We start from the raw sequence: 18,709 nt of genomic DNA on the forward strand, positions 1-18,709 counted from the left end.
ATGTTTAAAAAATTTTTTATAGTTTTTATGTCTCTTGTTTTATTGTGTTCTATATCTTTTTCTCAAGAGAAAAAAATATTGTCTATTGAAGAGGCTATAGACATTGCGTTGAAAAATAATGGGGATCTTCTAATAGCGAAGATTAACTTAGACAATGCTTCTCTCGATTATGAAAATAAGAAGAAAGATCCTACTACTTTGGTATTAGCCTTGAAACAATCTGAACTAAGTTTAAACCTTGAGAAAGTTAGATATGAAAATACCAAATTACAAGTCATGCAAAGTGTAAGGAATGCATATTTTAATGTTTTAGAGGCACAAGCTCAAGTTAGATTAAATGAAAAGCAATTGACTTATTATGAAGAGGTTTTTAATGCTACAAAAGCAAAATATCAGGTGGGAAATGCTACCGCAACTGATGTGAGTCAAGCTGAGTTAAACTATCTGTCTGCGGTGAATTCTTTAAAAACTGCCCAAAATAATTTAACAATATATTGGAGCCAATTTTGGCAAACTCTTGGAATATCACCTATGGAGGGTGTGACTCTAAAAGAGCCTGAATTAAAATCATTCAGTTTTAATTTTGATGAATTGTTTAACATAGCTAAAGACAATCTTCCTTCTTTAGTGCAGGCTAAAAATAATGTTGAACTTTATGAACTTCAGGTCAAACTTTATGACAACGATTATACACCTAAGGCCACATTGATATCTGCAAAGAACTCTCTTGAAAGTGCAAAAAAATCTTATGAACAATCTTTAAATAATGCAAAAGTAACTATTGCTCAAAGATTAGAACAGCTTAATGCAAGTCTAAAGGACTTAGAAATTCAACAAAAAAATTTAGATCTTGCTAAAGAAAATTACAAGATAGCACAACTTAAGTTTGATGCTGGTTTAATAACAAAAATTGATCTAATGAGTGCTGAAATAAACATCATAAAGGCTGAAAATAATTACTATTCTTCTCTCCATAATTATTGGAAAAATTTAGACAGTCTATCATTGGCTATAGGGAAAGCTCTTTATTAGTTGGAGGTTGAAATTATGAAAAGGAAATTATTTATTATCTTTGTAATTTTGATTCTAGTAGGGGTTGGACTTTGGTGGGGATTTGGAAGAACAAACAAAGGTAATAAAAATAATGTTACTCTTAATACCTATACAGTAAGAAGGGGAGATTTAACTATTACTGTTTCTGGGAGTGGGATTTTAGAAGCTGAGAGAAGCCTTGATATAACAAGTAAGGTCTCAGGCACAGTGATATATGTAGTTGAAGAAGGTAAAAGGGTTAAAGAAGGTGATGTTTTAGTAAAAATTGATCCAACAGACTATCAGAATGCTTATCAGCAAGCTTTAATTGCTTATGAGAATTATGAAAATTCTTATGAACAAGCTAAGTTAAATTATGAGACTCAGAAAAGACAACTTGAGAAAAATTTGAAAGACGCACAAATAACTAGAGATAATGCATATATAGAATATCAAAATGCTAAAAATAATCTTGAAAGGATCGAAGAATTATTTAAAAAAGGTTTTGCTTCCCAAAGTGATTTAGATACAGCAAAATTCAATTTTGAAAAGGCAAAGAATTCTTTAACTCAAGCAGAGTCTAATCTAAAATTGGTAAAGGAAAACTATGACAGCCAATTAAAAAGTTTACAAAAAGAACTTGAAGCAAGTAAACTTTCTTTGGAAAAGGCTAAGATAGATCTTTCGAACGCTAAAAGAAATTTAGAAAATACTATAATTAAAGCTCCCTTTTCAGGGATTGTAGCAAATGTAAACGTTGTTAAAGGCCAAAATATATCTTCAAATACGGTATTGATGACTCTTCTTGATACTAAAAATGTGGAACTTTCTCTTGAGGTAGATGAAACAGATATTGGCAAGGTTTCAGTAGGTCTTCCTGTAAGAATCTCCTTGGATGCTTTTCCTGATGAAGAATTTGAAGGTAAGGTTATTAGGATATCTCCTACAGCTACCATTTCTAATAATATTCCTATTTTTAAGGTAAGGGTCAGAATTCCTAATGAAGATTTAAGATTAAAGGTAGGAATGAGTGCCGATGGAGATATCATTCTTTTAGAAAGAAAGAATGTTCTTCTTGTTCCTCTAAAGGCTGTGAAAAAGACAGAAAGAAGAAGTTATGTGGAAGTATTGAAGCCAAATGGAGAAAGGGAACTGGTTAGGGTAACTCTCGGAGAAGATGATGGGACAAATGTAGTGGTTGAAAGTGGATTAAAGGAAGGAGATATAGTAATTCTTCCATCTTCAAGTACCACTTCTACCAGTAGAAATCAACAAGTTCAAATGAGAATTCCTGGAGTGCCTTTGAGGTAGGTGAAAGATATGATCTTAGAACTTATAAAAATGGCTATTAATAATTTTAATACAAATAAATTAAGGACATTTCTTACTACTTTAGGGATAATCATTGGTGTTGCTGCCGTGGTCACACTAATGTCCTTAGGAGAAGGAACTAAGGTTACAATTGAGAGGCAGTTTACCTCTTTAGGATCAAATCTCTTGACAGTTTTCCCGAGATTTGGAAGAGGAGTAGGGCTTGTAAGAGGTACTCCGAGAAGTTCAATTACCAATGATGATTATGAAGCTTTGTTAAAGGAATTAGACCTAAGTAAGATTGTAGCAATAGTTCCTTATACCTCTAGAAATGTTCAGGTTAAATATAAGGCTCAGAATACAAATACACAAGTGATTGGTACATCTCCTGAGTATTTAAATTTGAGGGAAATTAAAGTGGCTAGTGGAGATTTCTTTTCTGAAGAAGAATATAAGGGAAGTAAAAGGGTTGCAGTTTTGGGATCCTCTGTTGCAGAGACATTATTTGATAATGAAGATCCTATTGGGCAAAGTATAAAAATTTCGGGTATTACTTTCAAAGTTATAGGGGTACTTGAACCTCAGGGTCAACTTGGTGGTTTTGCTAATCTTGATGATATGATATTTATTCCTTTGACTACTTTTCAAAGGAAAATTCAGGGAGGGAATTATTTAAACAGTATCTATGTATCCGCAGTAAGTCCCGATGTAATGAATGATTTACAATCTAAAATAGAGGAGATTTTAAGGAAAAAACATAAAATAACAGATCCTAATAATGATGATTTTGTAGTTCAAAATCAATTAACTATCCTTTCTTCATTGAACCAATCAATGCAGACTTTGACTTTGTTCTTGGCAGGAATTGCTGCTATTTCTCTTCTTGTAGGAGGAATAGGAATAATGAATATTATGCTTGTGAATGTAACGGAAAGAATAAGAGAGATAGGTATAAGGAAGGCTGTTGGGGCAAAGGCAAGATATATCCTATATCAGTTTTTAATCGAGTCAGTTATTGTATCTGTTGCTGGTGGTATATTAGGGATACTTTTGGGAATTGTATTATCTCAAGTTATAAAATCTTTTTCAGGTCTTTCTGCTGTTGTAACTTTATATCCTGTGGTACTTTCCTTTACTGTTTCTGCACTCGTAGGAATTTTCTTTGGATACTATCCTGCTTATAGGGCTTCTAAATTAAATCCTATCGATGCCTTAAGATATGAATAAGGGGGATAAAAATGAGGTGGACAAAGAGATATGTATCTTTTATTTTTATCTTCTTGCTTCTTATTTCTATAGTTGGGGCTCAGACTCAGTCTCAACCTCAAAGAAGGGCTTTTATGTCTCAAGAAGTGCAGTATTTGACAAGATTAATAAGAGACTTAAGAGAACTTGATAAGGATAAGAAGGTAACTATAACTAAAAGTCAAGCTCAAAAACTTATCCCTATACTTCAAGAGCTAGGTAAGGTAAGTGAATTACCTAAGAAAGAAGCCGATAAATTTATTAACCGTATTGAAGGTGTGCTTACAGATGCTCAATTAACCTATCTTGATAAGTTGCAAATAGAGAGACAAAAGAGATTAGAGGAGATGAGACAAAGAATGTCTCAACAACAATCTTCTGCTCAACAGCCTCAATTTAATCCCCAATGGAGAAATCAACAGAATTTTCAAATATCTGAGAAGGAAAGGCAGGAATTTCAAAAGTTTATGGATGCTTGGAGTAAAGGAAAACCTCTAAATCCCTTTTATCATTTATCCATCTATAAGAAACAACTTAATGATCTTATTGATTACTTGAAGAAAAAATAAGAAAATCAAAAATAGATTAATTATTAGATTTAGAAGGGGGAGGTGATCTTGTGTATATTCTTGCCTTAGATCAGGGTACTACAAGTTCAAGGGCTATAATATTTGATTCTTTGGGGAATATAATAGGTGTGGCCCAAAAGGAATTTCCTCAGATTTTTCCAAAACCTGGTTGGGTGGAACACAATCCATGGGATATATGGAATTCTCAAAGGGAAGTAATGTTTGAAGCTATAGAAAAAGCAAAGATAAAGCCCAAAGAAATTTCTGCTATTGGAGTTACAAATCAGAGAGAGACTACTATTGTGTGGGATAAAGATACGGGACAACCAATACATAATGCTATTGTTTGGCAATGTAGAAGAACTGCAGATTATTGTGAGAGATTAAAAAAAGATGGACTCTCAGAGCTTGTTAAAGAAAAGACTGGTCTGGTTATAGACGCATATTTTTCTAGTCCTAAGATAAAGTGGATTCTTGATAATGTTCCTGAGGCAAGAAAAAAGGCAGAACAAGGAAAGCTACTTTTTGGTACTGTTGATACCTGGCTTATATGGAATTTAACGGGGAGAAAAGTTCATGCTACAGATTACACTAATGCCTCAAGGACTATGCTGTTTAACATAAAAAATTTAGATTGGGATGATGAACTTCTTGAAATAATGAACATTCCTCGTAATATGTTACCTAAACCTCTTCCTTCTAGTTATTTTTATGGTGTTTGCAATATATTTGAGGATGCAGAAATTCCTATAACAGGTATAGCAGGTGATCAACAGGCTGCATTATTTGGACAGTGTGGCTTCGAAGAAGGCATTTTGAAGAATACTTATGGTACAGGATGTTTTATACTTCTTAATACTGGAAAAGATATCAAATATTCCTCAAAAGGTTTAATTACTACTGTAGCTTATGGAATTGGTGATGATGTGCATTATGCTCTTGAAGGTAGTGTGTTCATAGCAGGAGCTGTAATTCAGTGGCTTCGAGATAATCTTGGAATTATTAAGAACTCTTCCGAAAGTGAAATTTTGGCAAAAATGGTAGAAGACAATGGTGGAGTATATTTTGTTCCCGCATTTGTAGGTCTTGGTGCACCTTATTGGGATATGTTTGCGAGAGGTTTGATTATTGGTATCACAAGAGGTGTAAAGAGAGAACATATTGTAAGAGCAGCTTTAGAATCTATAGCTTACCAGACTAATGATGTGATAGAGCTTATGGAAAGTGAAACAGGTATAAAAATAAAGGAGCTAAGAGTAGATGGAGGGGCTTCGGCAAACAATTTTCTTATGCAATTCCAGTCAGATATATCTAATTTAAAAGTTGTGAGACCTTATATTACCGAGACTACCTCTCTTGGTGCAGCTTTTCTGGCGGGTCTTAAAGTAGGCATATGGAAAGATCTCAATGAGATTAAGAGAATTTGGAGAGAAGAAAAGATATTTACTCCTGGTATGCCTGAAGAGAAAAGAAGATATTATTTAGCAAAGTGGAAAGAAGCCGTAACAAAAGCAAGAGGTTGGGAGAAAGAATAAAAATTTTGGAAATAAAAGATAAGGAAGATATGTCTAATTTAGATGTAGATGGGAAGTGGTAATTAAGGCTGAAGGGGAGGTATAGAAAAAATGAGAAAGATTATAAAGATATTTGCAGTAATCTTAGTTATATTAGTGATGTTTTTAAGTTTTTCATACGCTTCTCCTTTTAGAGGTAATCCTCTGATATTAAAGGAGAGAACAAGATTGCAATTTTCTCAAGAATATAGAAATCTGATTAGAGAAAGAGATCGAATTGAGGCTCAGATTCAACTTCTTTTGAGAAGTGGAAAAGTAGATTCTGAAGAGCTTCAAAAATATTTGGGAAAGTTAAAGGATTTGGATGACAAAATCTATACAAAATTTAAAAAAGATCTTATAGATGATCTTTCTAAGGTTTTAAAACTAAAAGAAGAACAAATACAGAAAGTAGAAGATTTACTAAATAAATACTTAGATGAGATTAGAAATTTGAGAATACAATTGCGAGATAAAAACTTAGAGATGAGAACTTTGGAAGAAAATCAGCAGGATAGGCAGAAAGAGCTTAGGGAGGAAATATATAAGATAAAAAATGAAATAAGGGATAAGCAGAAGACAATGTTCAAAGAATTAAAGCAGGTACTTGATCAGGAACAATTTAGAATTCTTGTAAGATTAATGCAGAGATATAATATAAGGATAAGAATTAAGGTGTTTTAAATTATTAGGAAAGCAAAGGAGAATATTATGGAGAAGAGTATAATCAATATAATTAAAGGAAAATACCCCCTTTCAAGTCATACCTCCCAGCCGTCTCCCCTTGGCTGGGAGGAAAAGAATAAATTTTCTGATCAATCTTTAATCTCTCTAATAAAAAATGGTGATAAAGAGGCTTTTAATATATTGGTAAAGCGATATGAAAAAAAGGTTTTAAATATTCTTTATCTCCAACTTGGTAATATTCCTGATCTTGAAGATCTTGCTCAAGAAGTTTTTATTAAAGTTTTCAAGAACTTAAATAGATTTAGAGGTGAGGCAAAATTTTCCACATGGATCTATAGGATTACTATAAATGTTGCTCACGATTACAAAAGAAAATTTAAAGAAAGTTATTCCTTAGATGAACCCATAGGAGAAGACGAAGAAGACACTTTTGAAAAGGTTATATCGAGTGATGAAGAAGATCCACTCTCTATTGTGGAGAAAGAAGATATAAAGAAAAAATTACATAAACTAATAAAAGAGCTTCCTAAAGAATATCAGGAAGTTTTAATTTTGAGAGAATATGAGGGTCTGTCTTATGAAGAAATATCCGAAATTCTTAGGTGTCCTATCGGTACTGTAGAGTCTCGCCTTTATAGAGCAAGAAAGGAGCTGAAAGAGAAATTGTTGAAGGAAGTAGGGAATTATGCATTGTAAAGAAGTTAAAAGACTTCTCTCTGCATATATAGATGGAGAAATTTCTCCTGAGAAAAAAGGAGAAATTGAGGAGCATCTTTCTTATTGTATTGATTGTAAGAAGGAGCTCATACTTCTGGAGAGATTAATAAAAGAAATTCATAATATTCCCGAAATGGTGCCTTCGGAGGATTTTAGTGAGAAATTATGGATAAAAATGACTCTTGAAGGAGAGAAAGATGGATCTTTTAGTATTTGGAAGAGAATTTTTATTGTTTTAGGTACTGCCGTGGTATTTTTAGGGCTAATCTTTATTATTCAAAATTACATTAATCAGTTTTTGAATAAGCAAAACAATAATATTTATATATATTATGAGTTGCATGGAAAAATGACAAATTCTACTTTTACCCGTGAGAACAATCTAGTTGATTTAGTATTATTTAGAGAATAACAATGTATAAGTCACTTTTCTTTCTTTTAATTATACTCTTTGTCGTCTTAACCTTTGCTGTTGAACCTATGGAGATTATTAAAAACTATGCATTAAACAGTGGTAGGATTCCCTATGAAGGAATAGAAGTTTCTATTTTATTTGCTAAACCTGATTTTCCAAGAACAAGTACGGTTAGGGTTATTGCTAATGGAAAATATGTTGTCAGAAGAGATTATCTTTCTCCCCCTTTTATGTTGGGAAAGATCAACATAGATAACGGGAAATTTCAATATGACTTTGATCCCAAGAAAAATTTGGTAAGAATCTCTCCTTCGAGTAATGCTTTTTTAAACAGGGATGAGATAAATCAGCGAATAAACCTTATTAGAAGGAATTTTTATGCAAAATTAGAGGGAGAAGAGGTATATCTTGGAAGAAAAGTATATGTGTTATCAGTCACTTCTGTGTATACAAAGAAGTTGGTTTTAAAACTTTGGATTGACAAAGATAAATACGTTCCTTTGAGAATAGATAAATATAATGGAGATGGTATTTTGGTGGGAAGGGTAATGTTTGTTGAAATTAACTTTAATCCTAAGATATCTGATGAGCTATTTGATTTAAATATTCTCAAGGATAAAGATGTAAAAATAGAAGAAACGAGGTTGAAAGAAGAAAAATTAGAGAATATAGATGTACCATTGAATTTTCCTTTAGGATATTCTCTCATTAAACATTACACCCTATGGGAGAAAGAAGACAGATTTACTCACTATTTTAAATACACCGATGGGTTGAATGATGCCTCTTTATTTAAAGGTTTGATGCCTTTTAATCTTCCTGGTAAGCCTGTAAATATAGATGATTTTCATGTTTTTTATGATTCTAACATCCTATGGAAATCCATTTCTTGGTTAGATGGAGATAGATTTTTCTTGTTAATAGGTGATTTTCCAAAAGATTATTTAAATAAAATAATTAGTGCTTTTGTAAAACCTTCTGTTATTAAGTAAAAAGTTCTTAAGAAAGCAGTTGTTTGAGCAACTTTTACATTCTCTTTTTCCGTGTTCTACGATTAGGGCGTGATACTCCTGAAAGAGTTGATAGATAGGGAAAAGAGACTTGTGAAATATTTCTTGCCATTCATTATAGGATAAGTTAAGTTTACCTATCTCTAAACAAGTAAAAATTTTTTTTGTATAGTTATCTATCACAAAAAGAGGTCTGTTAAAGACGTAAAGGAGTATTGAGTCTACAGTTTCTTTACCTAAACCGTTTATTTTAAGTAGTTCTTCTCTTAACTCTTTTGTTGATTTTTTATTCATAGAGATAAGATCTCCCTTATATTTTTCCACAAAGTACTTGAGGAAATTTTTTAGTCTTTTTGCTTTTATTTTGTAGAAACCCACAGGCCTTATTAATATTGATAGTTTCTCTTCGTCTAAGGAATAAAGTTTAAATGGATCAAGAAGATGCTCCTCCTTTAGGTTTTTTATAGCTTTTTCCACATTTCTCCAGTTTGTAGCCTGGGTTAAAATTGCACCGACAATAACCTCAAAAGGTGTATCTGCAGGCCACCAATACTGTGGGCCATATCTGTCAAAAAGTAATTTGAAGATATCCTCAATAGGGTTCAATGTCTGAAATGCCTGGAGGATATCATTACTAATATTAGGTTATTCTTTTCTGCTGCTTCTATTACTTCATTATCTCTTATAGATCCTCCTGGTTGTATGATTGCTTTTATTCCGTATTTTGCTGCTAATTCTATGGAGTCTGGGAAAGGAAAGAAAGCATCTGATGCAAGATATGCTTCTTTAGCCTTTTCACCTGCTTGCTCTAGAGCAATTTTTACTGCATTTACTCTATTCATTTGTCCTGCTCCTATCCCTAAAGTCTGCTTATCTTTGCTTACCACTATAGCATTGGATTTAACATGTTTTACAACTTTTAGGGCAAAAATCAATTCTTCCATATCCTTTTGTGTAGGTTTTGCTGAGGTTTTGACTTCATAATTATCAAAAAGGATATCGTTAAAACTTTGTACCAAGACTCCTCTTCTTAGAGATCTTATTTCAAAGGGATTTTCTGGTATGTCTTCTCTATATTTTAAAACTCTGAGATTCTTTTTCTGAGAAAAGACTTTTAATGCTTCTTCTTTATATGATGGAGCTACTATTACTTCGAAAAAGTGTTTTGTGATCTCTTTGGCCACATTTTCATCTATCTCAAAGTTACATGCTACAATACCACCATAGGCAGACACAGGATCGCTTTCAAAGGCTTTAATAAAAGCCTTTAAACTATCATTATCCGATGCAACACCACAGGGATTGTTATGTTTTATTATAGCTACAGTTGGTTCATCAAATTCTTTTATCAAGTTCCAAGCAGAATCGGTATCTAATAGATTGTTATATGAGAGTTCTTTTCCCTGATATTGGATAAAAGGTAAATCTTCATCGTTTAATGTATAGAAACCTGCTTTCTGTTGTGGATTTTCGCCGTATCTTAGGTCTAGTTTTTTGGTAAGGTTAAGGGAGATGACATCTTCGAAGGTTTGAGCAAGATAATTCATAATGGCGTTGTCATAAGTACTTGTTATAGAAAAGGCTTTTATGGCCATTCTTCTCCTAAATTCTAAACCATTATCTTCTTTTTCTAGATAATTTATAACTTCGTCATAATATTTAGGAGAGGGGACTACAAGGACAAAGGGAAAGTTTTTAGCTGCAGCTCTTAAGAGAGAAACACCTCCTATATCTATATTTTCAAGAGCTTCCTCCAAAGTTGTATTTTTGTTCTTTATTACTTGTTGGAACGGATACAGATTGCAAACTACGATGTCAATTAATGGTATATTTTCTTTTTTTAGGTCTTCCATATCTTTAGGGTTATCTCTTCTTGCTAGAATTCCTGCAAATATCTTAGGATGTAAGGTTTTTACTCTTCCACCAATAAGTTCTGAAAAACCCGTCAATTCTGATGTTTCTTTCACTTCAAACCCTTTTTCCTTAAGATATTTTGCTGTGGAAGAAGTGGCAAGAAGAGTATATCCTTTATTTATTATTTTATTACAGAGTTTCTCAAGATCTGTCTTGTCCCAGACACTGATGAGAGCATATTTCATATTTCAATATACCCTCCTTAATATTATTGTTTTTTGAATTCATCAGGATTTAAATTTTGAAGTAATTTAGTAAGCTCCTCTTCTGCACTGTATTCCTCTATGAATCCTGCTTCTTCTATAAGTTTTGAATCTACATAGATTGGAGAGTTAGTTCTTAGAGCAAGAGCCATTGCATCAGAAGGCCTTGAGTCTATTTCTAATGTCTTATCTTCCACATTTAGGTATATAGTAGCGTAAAAAGTATTCTCTTTTAAAGAATGGATAAATACTTTTTCTACTTTTGCATCTAAAGCCTCGATTATATTTTTCATTAGGTCATGAGTAAGAGGTCTTCCTATGTCTATTTTTTCAAGAGCAATCGCAATAGCATTAGCTTCAAAAGGACCTATCCATATAGGAAGGAACCTTTTTCCTTCGTTTTTTTCGCGGAGTATTACTACAAACTGGTTTGTCTGTGGGTCTAAACTTAGTCCTGCTATATAAACCTCTACCATCATAAAGTTCACCTCTTTTTGGTAGATGTTTCTTTTATATTAGCTTAAATATCCTACTTTGTAAATTGTTATGGTATAATTCAGTTTTGTATGAGGTATGATGAGTTAAAGGGATTGCTTATTCTTACATTAATAACTTTTGTTTGGGGTAGTACTTTTTCTTTTACAAAGATTGCTCTTGAAGTATTTACTCCATTTTTCTTGCTTTTTTTAAGGTTTCTACTTGGAGCTTTTGCATTATTTCTGTTTCTGATATTAAAAAGGCAAAGGATTTCTATAAATTTCTCGGGTGTTATCTTAGGAATTATAAACTTTAGTGCTATCGCTTTTCAAACCTTTGGTCTTAGATATACCACTGCTACTAAAACAGCTTTTATTACTGGGCTTTCGGTCCTTTTAGTGCCTTTTTTTGAAAAATTAGTTTTTAAAAACAAAATTTATTGGAATCTTTGGTTAGCTGTATTTACAGGATTTATAGGACTTATCTTTTTAACCACAGATTTTTCATCGATCTCTACAATTAATTGGGGAGATTTCCTGGTTTTAGTTTGTGCCGTTCTATATGCTATTCAGATTGTATATATCTCTTATGTAGTGGAGCGCAGAGAGATATTTGATCTTGCTTTTTCTGAAATTTTATTTACTGCTATCTTTTCTTTTTTGTTTTTTTTAATTTTTGAACCAAGAAATCTCCCCTTAAATTTTATTCTCAAAAATTCTTTGTCTGTTATTTATTTAGGAATTGGTGCTACAGCTTTTACTCTGACCTTACAACTTGTTGGACAAAAATATGTTTCTCCTACTAAATCTGCCTTAATCTATAATTTGGAACCAGTGTTTGCTACTTTATTTGCCTTTTTACTTCTCTCCGAAAAATTAAATTTTCAGCAAATCATAGGAGCATCCTTAATATTGATATCTTTATTTATCTCTATTCCCTCATCCTTTCAAAATAAGTCCTAATAGAAGATATTGATATCAACAAATAGGATATTATGGAGTTTATTCCTGCCTTTATCAGGTTAAAAGGAATTATAACTGGTAAAATCAGTGGATAAATAGTACTTCTTGGTACTCCCAAATATATGGGAGTAAAAATAATATTTGCTATAGCCATAACTATAGCCATGCTTATGGTTCCAAGAACAAGGCCTAATATTAAATTTTTAGTTTTCTTATAAACATATCCGGCAACGCTAACTAGAGTACCAGAAGCCAAAAAGTGCATTAGAGCTCCAATTGGTCCTCCTTGTCCTGTGAAAACTGCCATTAATATTGCTACTATAAGAGTTGAAAGTAGTCCATAAGGTACTCCTATTTGGGTTGATATTAAGATTAAAGAAATATCGCCTGGGTCATAAAGTAGATATGGTGCTTGAGGAAGAATAGGAAAATAGATAGTGATAGAAAGAATGATTGATAATGCTGTAAGAATTGATACTAATACAAGTTTTTTGGTGGCCATAATTTTACCTCCCTTTGAAATATTTATTTATATACAAAAAAAGCCCTGAAGGCATATACCTTCAGGGCTTTTTTCCAAAAAATTAAATTACCTTCTCCCATCCGGACTATACCGTCGGCTCTGGATTCTCACCAGATCTGCAAGCCTTTTGGCTTGCTCGCAGGCTTAGGTAGCTCTATCTATTTAGAGCTACCATCACTGCCGGTCGGGAATTGAGAGGAACTTTTATTGTTCCTCTCTCACCCTGCCCCGAAGGTAATTTTATGAAATTATATCTAAAATTCTATTTTGTTTCAATATCGATAGACAAATTTGAAGGATAAGCTATTACTCCTACAGTTCCTGGTCCTGCATGTACGCTTAGGGCTGCACTTAGTTTATTTACTATTATGTTTTTTATTTCAAATACTTTTGAGATCTCTTCTTTAAGCTTTTTCACTTCTTCTTCAGCACTTGCGTGTAAGAATCCGATATTTAGAAATTTCTTATCTTTAAAAAAGTTATTCATATGGGAGACTATCTTCTGGTAGGCTTTTACTCTTCCTATAGCTTTGTCAAGAGCAACTAAAACCCCATCATGATCTACAGATATTATAGGATTTATTTTTAGCATCTCTGCGAGTAGATATTTAGCCTTTCCTATTCTTCCTCCTGCTGCAAGAAATTTTAGAGTATCATTTGTAAAGGCATGGAATAAATTACTCCTTACCTCATTGATATGTTCTATTGTTTTTTTTAGATCCCATCCTTTAAGAGAAGCTTTTGCAGCTTCTATCACCATAAAACCAGTCCCTAAGGATACACTCTTGGAATCTAAAACTTCTATTTCAGCCTCGGGCTCTTCCTCCTTAATGATTTGTTTTGCTGTATTTGCAGATTGGAAAGCTCCACTTCCCCATGAGGTCATATGGATGCTTAAAACTCTTTTCCCTTCCTCTAATATTTTTTTGAAAGTTTCATAGTATTCTCCAACTCCAGGACAGGCTGTTTTAGGTAATTTGCTTAAATCTTCTGTCTTTTCTAGATAGCTCCAAACTTCCTCTGGAGTTATTTCTATACTTTCTTTAAAGGATCTTCCCTCTAAGTGTATATAGTAGGGAATAACTTCTATACCTAAAGCCTTGCTGATTTCTTCTGGTATATCGGCAGTACTGTCGGTTACTACTTTAAATTTTAAGTCCTTTTCCATTTTTAGATCCTCCTAAGAAAATAGCATTTTAAAAAACAATTTATTATAAAACATGTTCTTAAGAGAATAAAGTATATTTTGAAAGTATGAAAGTTTCACTTTTATTTTTGTGCGAGTTTAGATATAATTAAAGCTAGAAATAAAAACGTTTTTCTAAAGGAGGTAAAGGAATGGAAGAGAAAGAATTATCAAAAAAAGTTAAGGATTTGATTGCTAAGATGACCCTTGAAGAGAAGATTGCTCAATTACAAGCTGTTTATGGTAAGGATTTAGTAGATGAGAATGGTAATTTTTCAGAGGAAAAGGCTGAAAAGCTTTTGAAGAATGGTATTGGGCAGATTTCAAGGGTGGCTGGAGAAAGAGGAGTAAGTCCTGAGAAGGCAGTCGAGCTTGCCAACAAAATTCAAAAATTTTTGAAAGAAAAAACAAGACTTGGAATTCCAGCAATAATTCACGAAGAATGTTTAAGTGGATTTATGGCTCAAGGAGCAACAGTATTTCCTCAGGCTATTGGTATGGCAAGTACTTTTGAACCTGAACTTATAAGAAGGGTAAGCGATGTTATAAGACAACATATGAAGGCAGCTAATGTTCATCAGGGTCTCTCTCCTGTTCTTGATATCCCAAGAGATCCAAGATGGGGTAGGACAGAGGAAACTTTTGGGGAAGATCCTTATCTTGTATCAAGAATGGCTACGGAATATGTAAAAGGACTTCAGGGAGAGGATTGGAGAGAGGGAATTGTAGCTACAGTTAAACATTTTACAGCTTATGGTATTTCTGAGGGAGCGAGAAATTTAGGACCTGCAAAAGTTGGAGAGAGAGAACTTAGAGAAGTTTTCCTATTTCCTTTTGAGGTAGCAATAAAAGAAGGACAAGCAGGATCCTTAATGAACGCATATCATGAGATAGATGGAGTGCCCTGCGCTTCTTCAAAGTTTTTGTTAACAAAGATTTTAAGATGGGAATGGGGTTTTAAGGGTTATGTAGTATCTGACTATATAGCTGTAAGAATGCTTGAAAACTTCCATAAAGTAGCAAGAGATGCAAAGGAGGCAGCAGTACTTGCTTTGGAAGCTGGAATTGATATTGAACTTCCAAGTGTAGATTGCTATGGCGAGCCGTTGATTCAAGCAGTAAAAGAAGGTTTGATATCTGAAGAAGTTATAAATGCTTCTGTTGAGAGAGTTTTAAGAGCAAAATTTATGCTTGGCTTGTTTGATGATAATTTAGAAAAGGATCCTAAGAAAGTATATGAGGTTTTTGATAAACCGGAATTTAGAGATTTGTCAAGAGAAGTTGCAAGGAGATCAATAGTACTTCTTAAGAATGATGGGACATTACCACTTTCCAAAAATCTTAAGAAGGTTGCAGTGATCGGCCCTAATGCAGATAATCCTCGTAATCTACATGGAGACTATAGTTACACAGCTCATATTCCATCAATAGCAGAAGGTCTTGAGGGAGTAAAAGTAGAGGAAAAATGTGTAGTGAGAACTGTAAGTATTTTGGAAGGGATAAGGAATAAAGTGTCTCCTGAAACTGAAGTATTATATGCTAAGGGCTGTGACATTATTAGCGACTCTAAGGATGGGTTTGCTGAAGCTATAGAGATGGCTAAAGAGGCTGATGTAATTATAGCTGTAATGGGTGAAGAAAGTGGACTATTCCACAGAGGAATTTCTGGTGAAGGAAATGATAGGACAACATTAGAGCTTTTTGGTGTTCAAAGAGATCTATTAAAGGAACTTCACAAACTTGGTAAGCCAATCGTTCTTGTACTTATTAATGGAAGACCACAGGCCTTAAAATGGGAGCATGAGAATCTCAATGCAATTTTGGAAGCATGGTATCCAGGAGAGGAAGGTGGAAATGCAGTTGCTGATGTAATTTTTGGAGATTATAATCCTTCTGGAAAGCTTCCTATTTCTTTCCCAGCTGTGACAGGACAAATACCTGTCTATTATAATAGAAAACCATCTGCCTTTAGTGACTATATAGATGAGTCAGCTAAACCTTTATATCCTTTTGGTCATGGACTCTCTTATACAACTTTTGAATATTCTGACCTAAAAATCTCTCCAGAGAAGGTTAATTCGTTAGAAAAGGTCGAAATTAGCTTTACTATTAAGAATACGGGTAATAGAGATGGTGAAGAAGTAGTTCAATTATATATCCATGATCAAGTGGCAAGCTTAGAAAGACCTGTTAAGGAATTAAAGGGCTTTAAGAAGATATATCTTAAACCTGGAGAATCAAAGAGAGTAACTTTTACTCTTTATCCTGAGCAGCTTGCCTTCTATGATGAGTTTATGAGATTCATTGTTGAAAAGGGTGTCTTTGAAGTAATGATTGGTAGTTCTTCTGAAGATATAAGACTTATGGGAACCTTTGAGGTACTGGAGACAAAAGTAATTACAGAAAAAAGAAAATTTGCAAGTGATGTTAAGGTAGAGTAATAAAAGGGGGAGCAAGACTCCCCCCTTAAGCATTATAAAACGGTATTGTCGTAATTCCATCCCATTTTATCGTATAACTTCCTTCTTGAATCTTTATCTAAATTAAGTTCCTTTCTTGCAAGTTCTGCTACTACAGGGGCTTTATCCCTAGGAACTACTAAAACTCCATCGCCATCTGCGATAATTACATCCCCAGGGTTGACTGTTACTCCCTCTATATTTATAGGAATGTCCATGGCATCATATTGTAATCTTCCAATAACAGTTTTTTGAGAGACAAATTTGCTCCAAAAGGGAATCTTTTGTAGAATAAGCTCATCGGTATCTCTTGGTCCTCCATTTGTAAGGTATCCAACTACTCCTTTTGAAAATCCATATAAAGAGTTATTTGATCCCATGAGACCTGCGTCTACACTGCTTTGATCTATCACAATAAAATCTCCTTTTTTTACCTCTTCAAGCCAAGGATAGGGACAGATATGGGTATAATAATAGCCCATCCATTCAGAATATTCTTCTGGAGTTAATTTAGGTATTTCTCCTCTATAGGGTATATATCTTACTGTTTTTGCTATGCCAACTACTCTGATTCTAAATAAAGGTTTTATGGTGTAAGGGATGCTAAAATTATTGTGTAAGAGAAGATAATCTAGTCCATCTCTTACATCCGCTACTCGTAATCCTTTAAATAATTCGATTAGTTCGAGATTTTCTTTCTCACTAAAATTCATGGTTAAACCTCCTCTATAAAAGATATATTATTCTCTTTCAGTTTTCTGACCAAGTTATGATTTTTGCTGTCTAAGATTAGTAAGGTAAACTCTGCTAGATATAAAACCTGAGAATTATATTCAAGATGTCCCGAATATGTGTTTCTAAGGTCTGAAGCAACAAAATGTAGGTGAGGCTCATAGTTTATTATTAAACCTTGAGTTGATGATAGCTCAAAAGGACCTTCAAGAGTTATATATTCATTCTTAGGCTTCTCCTCAGTGGTTAAAACCCGATGAAAAGAGAGTCTCTTTAAAGTTCCTATTCCACTTATAACACAGCTATTTTTTATTTTATTTTCTTTTAAGTAACTTATGATTGTTTCTAATAATAACTCTCCAGGATAAAAGTTGAGTATTAAAACGTCTTGTGAAGAGGATGAGGACAAATGAAAGGCTTTCATCTTATAACCTCCTTATGAGATTTTAATATATTTTAAACCAAAAATTTCCTGGATTGACTATCTTCTATAAATATGATACCTTTTAAATAAAAATGGTATTATATTGGTTGGGAATAAAAATATATGGGTATATCGCCTTTAGTTAAAGAGAAAATTAAAGAGGAGTTGCTGAAAATAATTGAAAGTAGTAGAAAAGATGACTATGTAAAAATCTCTTCTGAGAGAGAACTGGCTCAAATCTTTGCTGTGAGTAGGACCACTATAAGAAGTGTGATAAAGGAACTAATAGAAGAAGGAATGTTAGTACAAATTCAAGGGAAAGGAACTTATATAACCCCTAAAACAGAAAAATTTGTTTATGTTTTGAATTCTCCAGATTTAAAAAGCGATGATCCTTTTTACTCTAAATTTTTTGTGGAATTAACGAATAAACTTACAAAAAAAGGTTTTAATTTGAATTTTATATCCATGGATAGAATTGCTCGAAAAAAAGACAAGGAAGTGCCAGTACTCATTATAGGGGTAATTAATGACGGAACTATTGAAAAACTTAAAAATAATTTCAGATATTTAATTTCTATTGAGCAGTATTTTAATCATGATGAAATCATTCAGATTTCTGTAGATGATTATAGAATAGGTTGGTCTGCGGCAGAGGCCCTCATTAAGAGAAATCACGATTATATTATTCATCTTTGTGGACCAGAGAGATATACGGCACCTCGTTTAAGAAAGTTGGGCTTTTGGGATAGAGTTAAAATTGAGCCTAAGGTAAAATATGAAATAATTGAGGGAAAGATGAATTATAAATCGGGTTATGAATTAGGTGAAAAGGTCTTAGAGATTTTTAATAAAGAGAAAAGAAGTAAAATTGGAATTTTTGCTGCAAATGACTGGATGGCTATAGGCTTGATGCAGAGGTTGAAAGAGGCTGGTGTTATAGCAGGTAGGGACTTAAGCGTTATTGGATGTGATGATGTTCCTTTATCGACGGAGGTTGTTCCTAATTTGACTACTTTTAAATGGGATATTGAGAAAATTGTGGAAGAAATTTTGGGGGTTTTGAGTGATATAATAAACAAAAGAAAGTCTGTTTTTGATAAAAGAGTTCTTGTGCCTGCTGAATTTGTAATAAGACAGACTCTAATGGATTGACAAGATCTTATATGACTAAATATAATATAATTAAGTGGTGTTTAATTGGTTCTAAAATGGTATGGGGGAGGTGAAAGAAAAAGGCAAAGAAATTAAAATTATAAGCTCTCTCCTAAAATAATCTCAAAAAGGGGG

General features: G+C 33.2%; 19 protein-coding genes and 1 riboswitch. Of the genes, 12 read left to right on the forward strand and 7 right to left on the reverse strand.

What is annotated here, in order from left to right; all coding sequences use genetic code 11:
* From DICTH_RS03250 to DICTH_RS03290, 9 genes are all read left to right on the forward strand, one after another.
* Complete coding sequence (locus DICTH_RS03250; protein WP_012547988.1) at positions 1-1,032, forward strand: TolC family protein; 1,032 nt, start codon at positions 1-3, stop codon at positions 1,030-1,032.
* A 15-nt stretch (positions 1,033-1,047) separates the two neighbouring features.
* Entirely contained in the window at positions 1,048-2,343 is a 1,296-nt protein-coding gene (locus DICTH_RS03255) for an efflux RND transporter periplasmic adaptor subunit (RefSeq protein ID WP_012547718.1), read from the forward strand.
* A gap of 9 nt (positions 2,344-2,352) precedes the next feature.
* The gene (locus tag DICTH_RS03260) at positions 2,353-3,570 is read left to right on the forward strand and encodes an ABC transporter permease (RefSeq protein WP_012547862.1); all 1,218 of its coding nucleotides are present in this window, start codon (positions 2,353-2,355) and stop codon (positions 3,568-3,570) included.
* A gap of 11 nt (positions 3,571-3,581) precedes the next feature.
* Complete coding sequence (locus DICTH_RS03265) at positions 3,582-4,157, forward strand: hypothetical protein (RefSeq protein ID WP_012547686.1); 576 nt, start codon at positions 3,582-3,584, stop codon at positions 4,155-4,157.
* Positions 4,158-4,207: 50 nt separating this feature from the next.
* Entirely contained in the window at positions 4,208-5,692 is a 1,485-nt protein-coding gene (gene glpK, locus DICTH_RS03270) for a glycerol kinase GlpK (protein WP_012548076.1), read from the forward strand.
* Between the two features lie 90 nt (positions 5,693-5,782).
* Positions 5,783-6,394 carry a Spy/CpxP family protein refolding chaperone gene (locus DICTH_RS03275; protein ID WP_012547488.1) on the forward strand — a complete coding sequence of 204 codons (612 nt, stop codon included), beginning with the start codon at positions 5,783-5,785 and terminating at the stop codon, positions 6,392-6,394.
* A 27-nt stretch (positions 6,395-6,421) separates the two neighbouring features.
* The gene (locus DICTH_RS03280; RefSeq protein ID WP_012548263.1) at positions 6,422-7,093 is read left to right on the forward strand and encodes an RNA polymerase sigma factor; all 672 of its coding nucleotides are present in this window, start codon (positions 6,422-6,424) and stop codon (positions 7,091-7,093) included.
* Positions 7,083-7,526 carry an anti-sigma factor family protein gene (locus DICTH_RS03285; protein ID WP_012546954.1) on the forward strand — a complete coding sequence of 148 codons (444 nt, stop codon included), beginning with the start codon at positions 7,083-7,085 and terminating at the stop codon, positions 7,524-7,526. The genes DICTH_RS03280 and DICTH_RS03285 overlap by 11 nt, the downstream gene beginning before the upstream one ends.
* Before the next feature lie 2 nt (positions 7,527-7,528).
* Complete coding sequence (locus tag DICTH_RS03290) at positions 7,529-8,521, forward strand: LolA family protein (RefSeq protein ID WP_012547283.1); 993 nt, start codon at positions 7,529-7,531, stop codon at positions 8,519-8,521.
* Here the strand turns inward: DICTH_RS03290 and DICTH_RS03295 are convergent.
* Genes DICTH_RS03295 through DICTH_RS03305 form a run of 3 tightly spaced genes read right to left on the reverse strand, consistent with a single transcriptional unit; the run spans position 8,474 to position 11,135 of the window.
* Positions 8,474-9,145: an endonuclease III domain-containing protein gene (locus tag DICTH_RS03295; protein WP_012547480.1), complete on the reverse strand. Its 672-nt coding sequence runs from the start codon at positions 9,143-9,145 to the stop codon at positions 8,474-8,476. The two genes, DICTH_RS03290 and DICTH_RS03295, sit on opposite strands and share 48 nt — an antisense overlap.
* Positions 9,142-10,638: a bifunctional phosphoribosylaminoimidazolecarboxamide formyltransferase/IMP cyclohydrolase gene (purH, locus tag DICTH_RS03300; protein ID WP_012547078.1), complete on the reverse strand. Its 1,497-nt coding sequence runs from the start codon at positions 10,636-10,638 to the stop codon at positions 9,142-9,144. Before purH ends, DICTH_RS03295 begins: the two co-directional genes overlap by 4 nt.
* Before the next feature lie 23 nt (positions 10,639-10,661).
* A complete protein-coding gene (locus DICTH_RS03305) occupies positions 10,662-11,135 on the reverse strand; it encodes a bifunctional nuclease family protein (protein WP_012547860.1) in 474 nt (157 codons plus the stop codon).
* Between the two features lie 87 nt (positions 11,136-11,222).
* Between DICTH_RS03305 and DICTH_RS03310 the strand changes: the two genes are divergently transcribed.
* On the forward strand, positions 11,223-12,095 hold the full coding sequence (locus tag DICTH_RS03310) for a DMT family transporter (RefSeq protein ID WP_012547811.1): 873 nt from the start codon (positions 11,223-11,225) through the stop codon (positions 12,093-12,095).
* On the opposite strand, the gene DICTH_RS03315 is transcribed toward DICTH_RS03310, so the two are convergent.
* Together DICTH_RS03315 and DICTH_RS03320 are read right to left on the reverse strand one after the other, a co-directional pair.
* Entirely contained in the window at positions 12,064-12,597 is a 534-nt protein-coding gene (locus DICTH_RS03315; RefSeq protein WP_012547825.1) for an ECF transporter S component, read from the reverse strand. The two genes, DICTH_RS03310 and DICTH_RS03315, sit on opposite strands and share 32 nt — an antisense overlap.
* Before the next feature lie 85 nt (positions 12,598-12,682).
* Positions 12,683-12,858, reverse strand: a riboswitch (FMN riboswitch).
* Between the two features lie 22 nt (positions 12,859-12,880).
* Complete coding sequence (locus tag DICTH_RS03320; protein WP_012546996.1) at positions 12,881-13,786, reverse strand: DegV family protein; 906 nt, start codon at positions 13,784-13,786, stop codon at positions 12,881-12,883.
* A gap of 170 nt (positions 13,787-13,956) precedes the next feature.
* Here DICTH_RS03320 and DICTH_RS03325 point away from each other — a divergent pair, with 170 nt between their 5' ends.
* Positions 13,957-16,245: a glycoside hydrolase family 3 N-terminal domain-containing protein gene (locus DICTH_RS03325; protein WP_012548073.1), complete on the forward strand. Its 2,289-nt coding sequence runs from the start codon at positions 13,957-13,959 to the stop codon at positions 16,243-16,245.
* Positions 16,246-16,277: 32 nt separating this feature from the next.
* On the opposite strand, the gene DICTH_RS03330 is transcribed toward DICTH_RS03325, so the two are convergent.
* Both DICTH_RS03330 and DICTH_RS03335 read right to left on the reverse strand, forming a co-directional pair.
* Entirely contained in the window at positions 16,278-16,976 is a 699-nt protein-coding gene (locus DICTH_RS03330; RefSeq protein ID WP_012548069.1) for an RraA family protein, read from the reverse strand.
* A gap of 2 nt (positions 16,977-16,978) precedes the next feature.
* Complete coding sequence (locus DICTH_RS03335; RefSeq protein WP_012547239.1) at positions 16,979-17,419, reverse strand: PPC domain-containing DNA-binding protein; 441 nt, start codon at positions 17,417-17,419, stop codon at positions 16,979-16,981.
* Positions 17,420-17,542: 123 nt separating this feature from the next.
* Here DICTH_RS03335 and DICTH_RS03340 point away from each other — a divergent pair, with 123 nt between their 5' ends.
* Positions 17,543-18,574: a GntR family transcriptional regulator gene (locus tag DICTH_RS03340; protein ID WP_012548290.1), complete on the forward strand. Its 1,032-nt coding sequence runs from the start codon at positions 17,543-17,545 to the stop codon at positions 18,572-18,574.
* Positions 18,575-18,709: the final 135 nt, after the last annotated feature.

The organism is Dictyoglomus thermophilum H-6-12 (assembly GCF_000020965.1).
GTDB lineage: Bacteria > Dictyoglomota > Dictyoglomia > Dictyoglomales > Dictyoglomaceae > Dictyoglomus > Dictyoglomus thermophilum.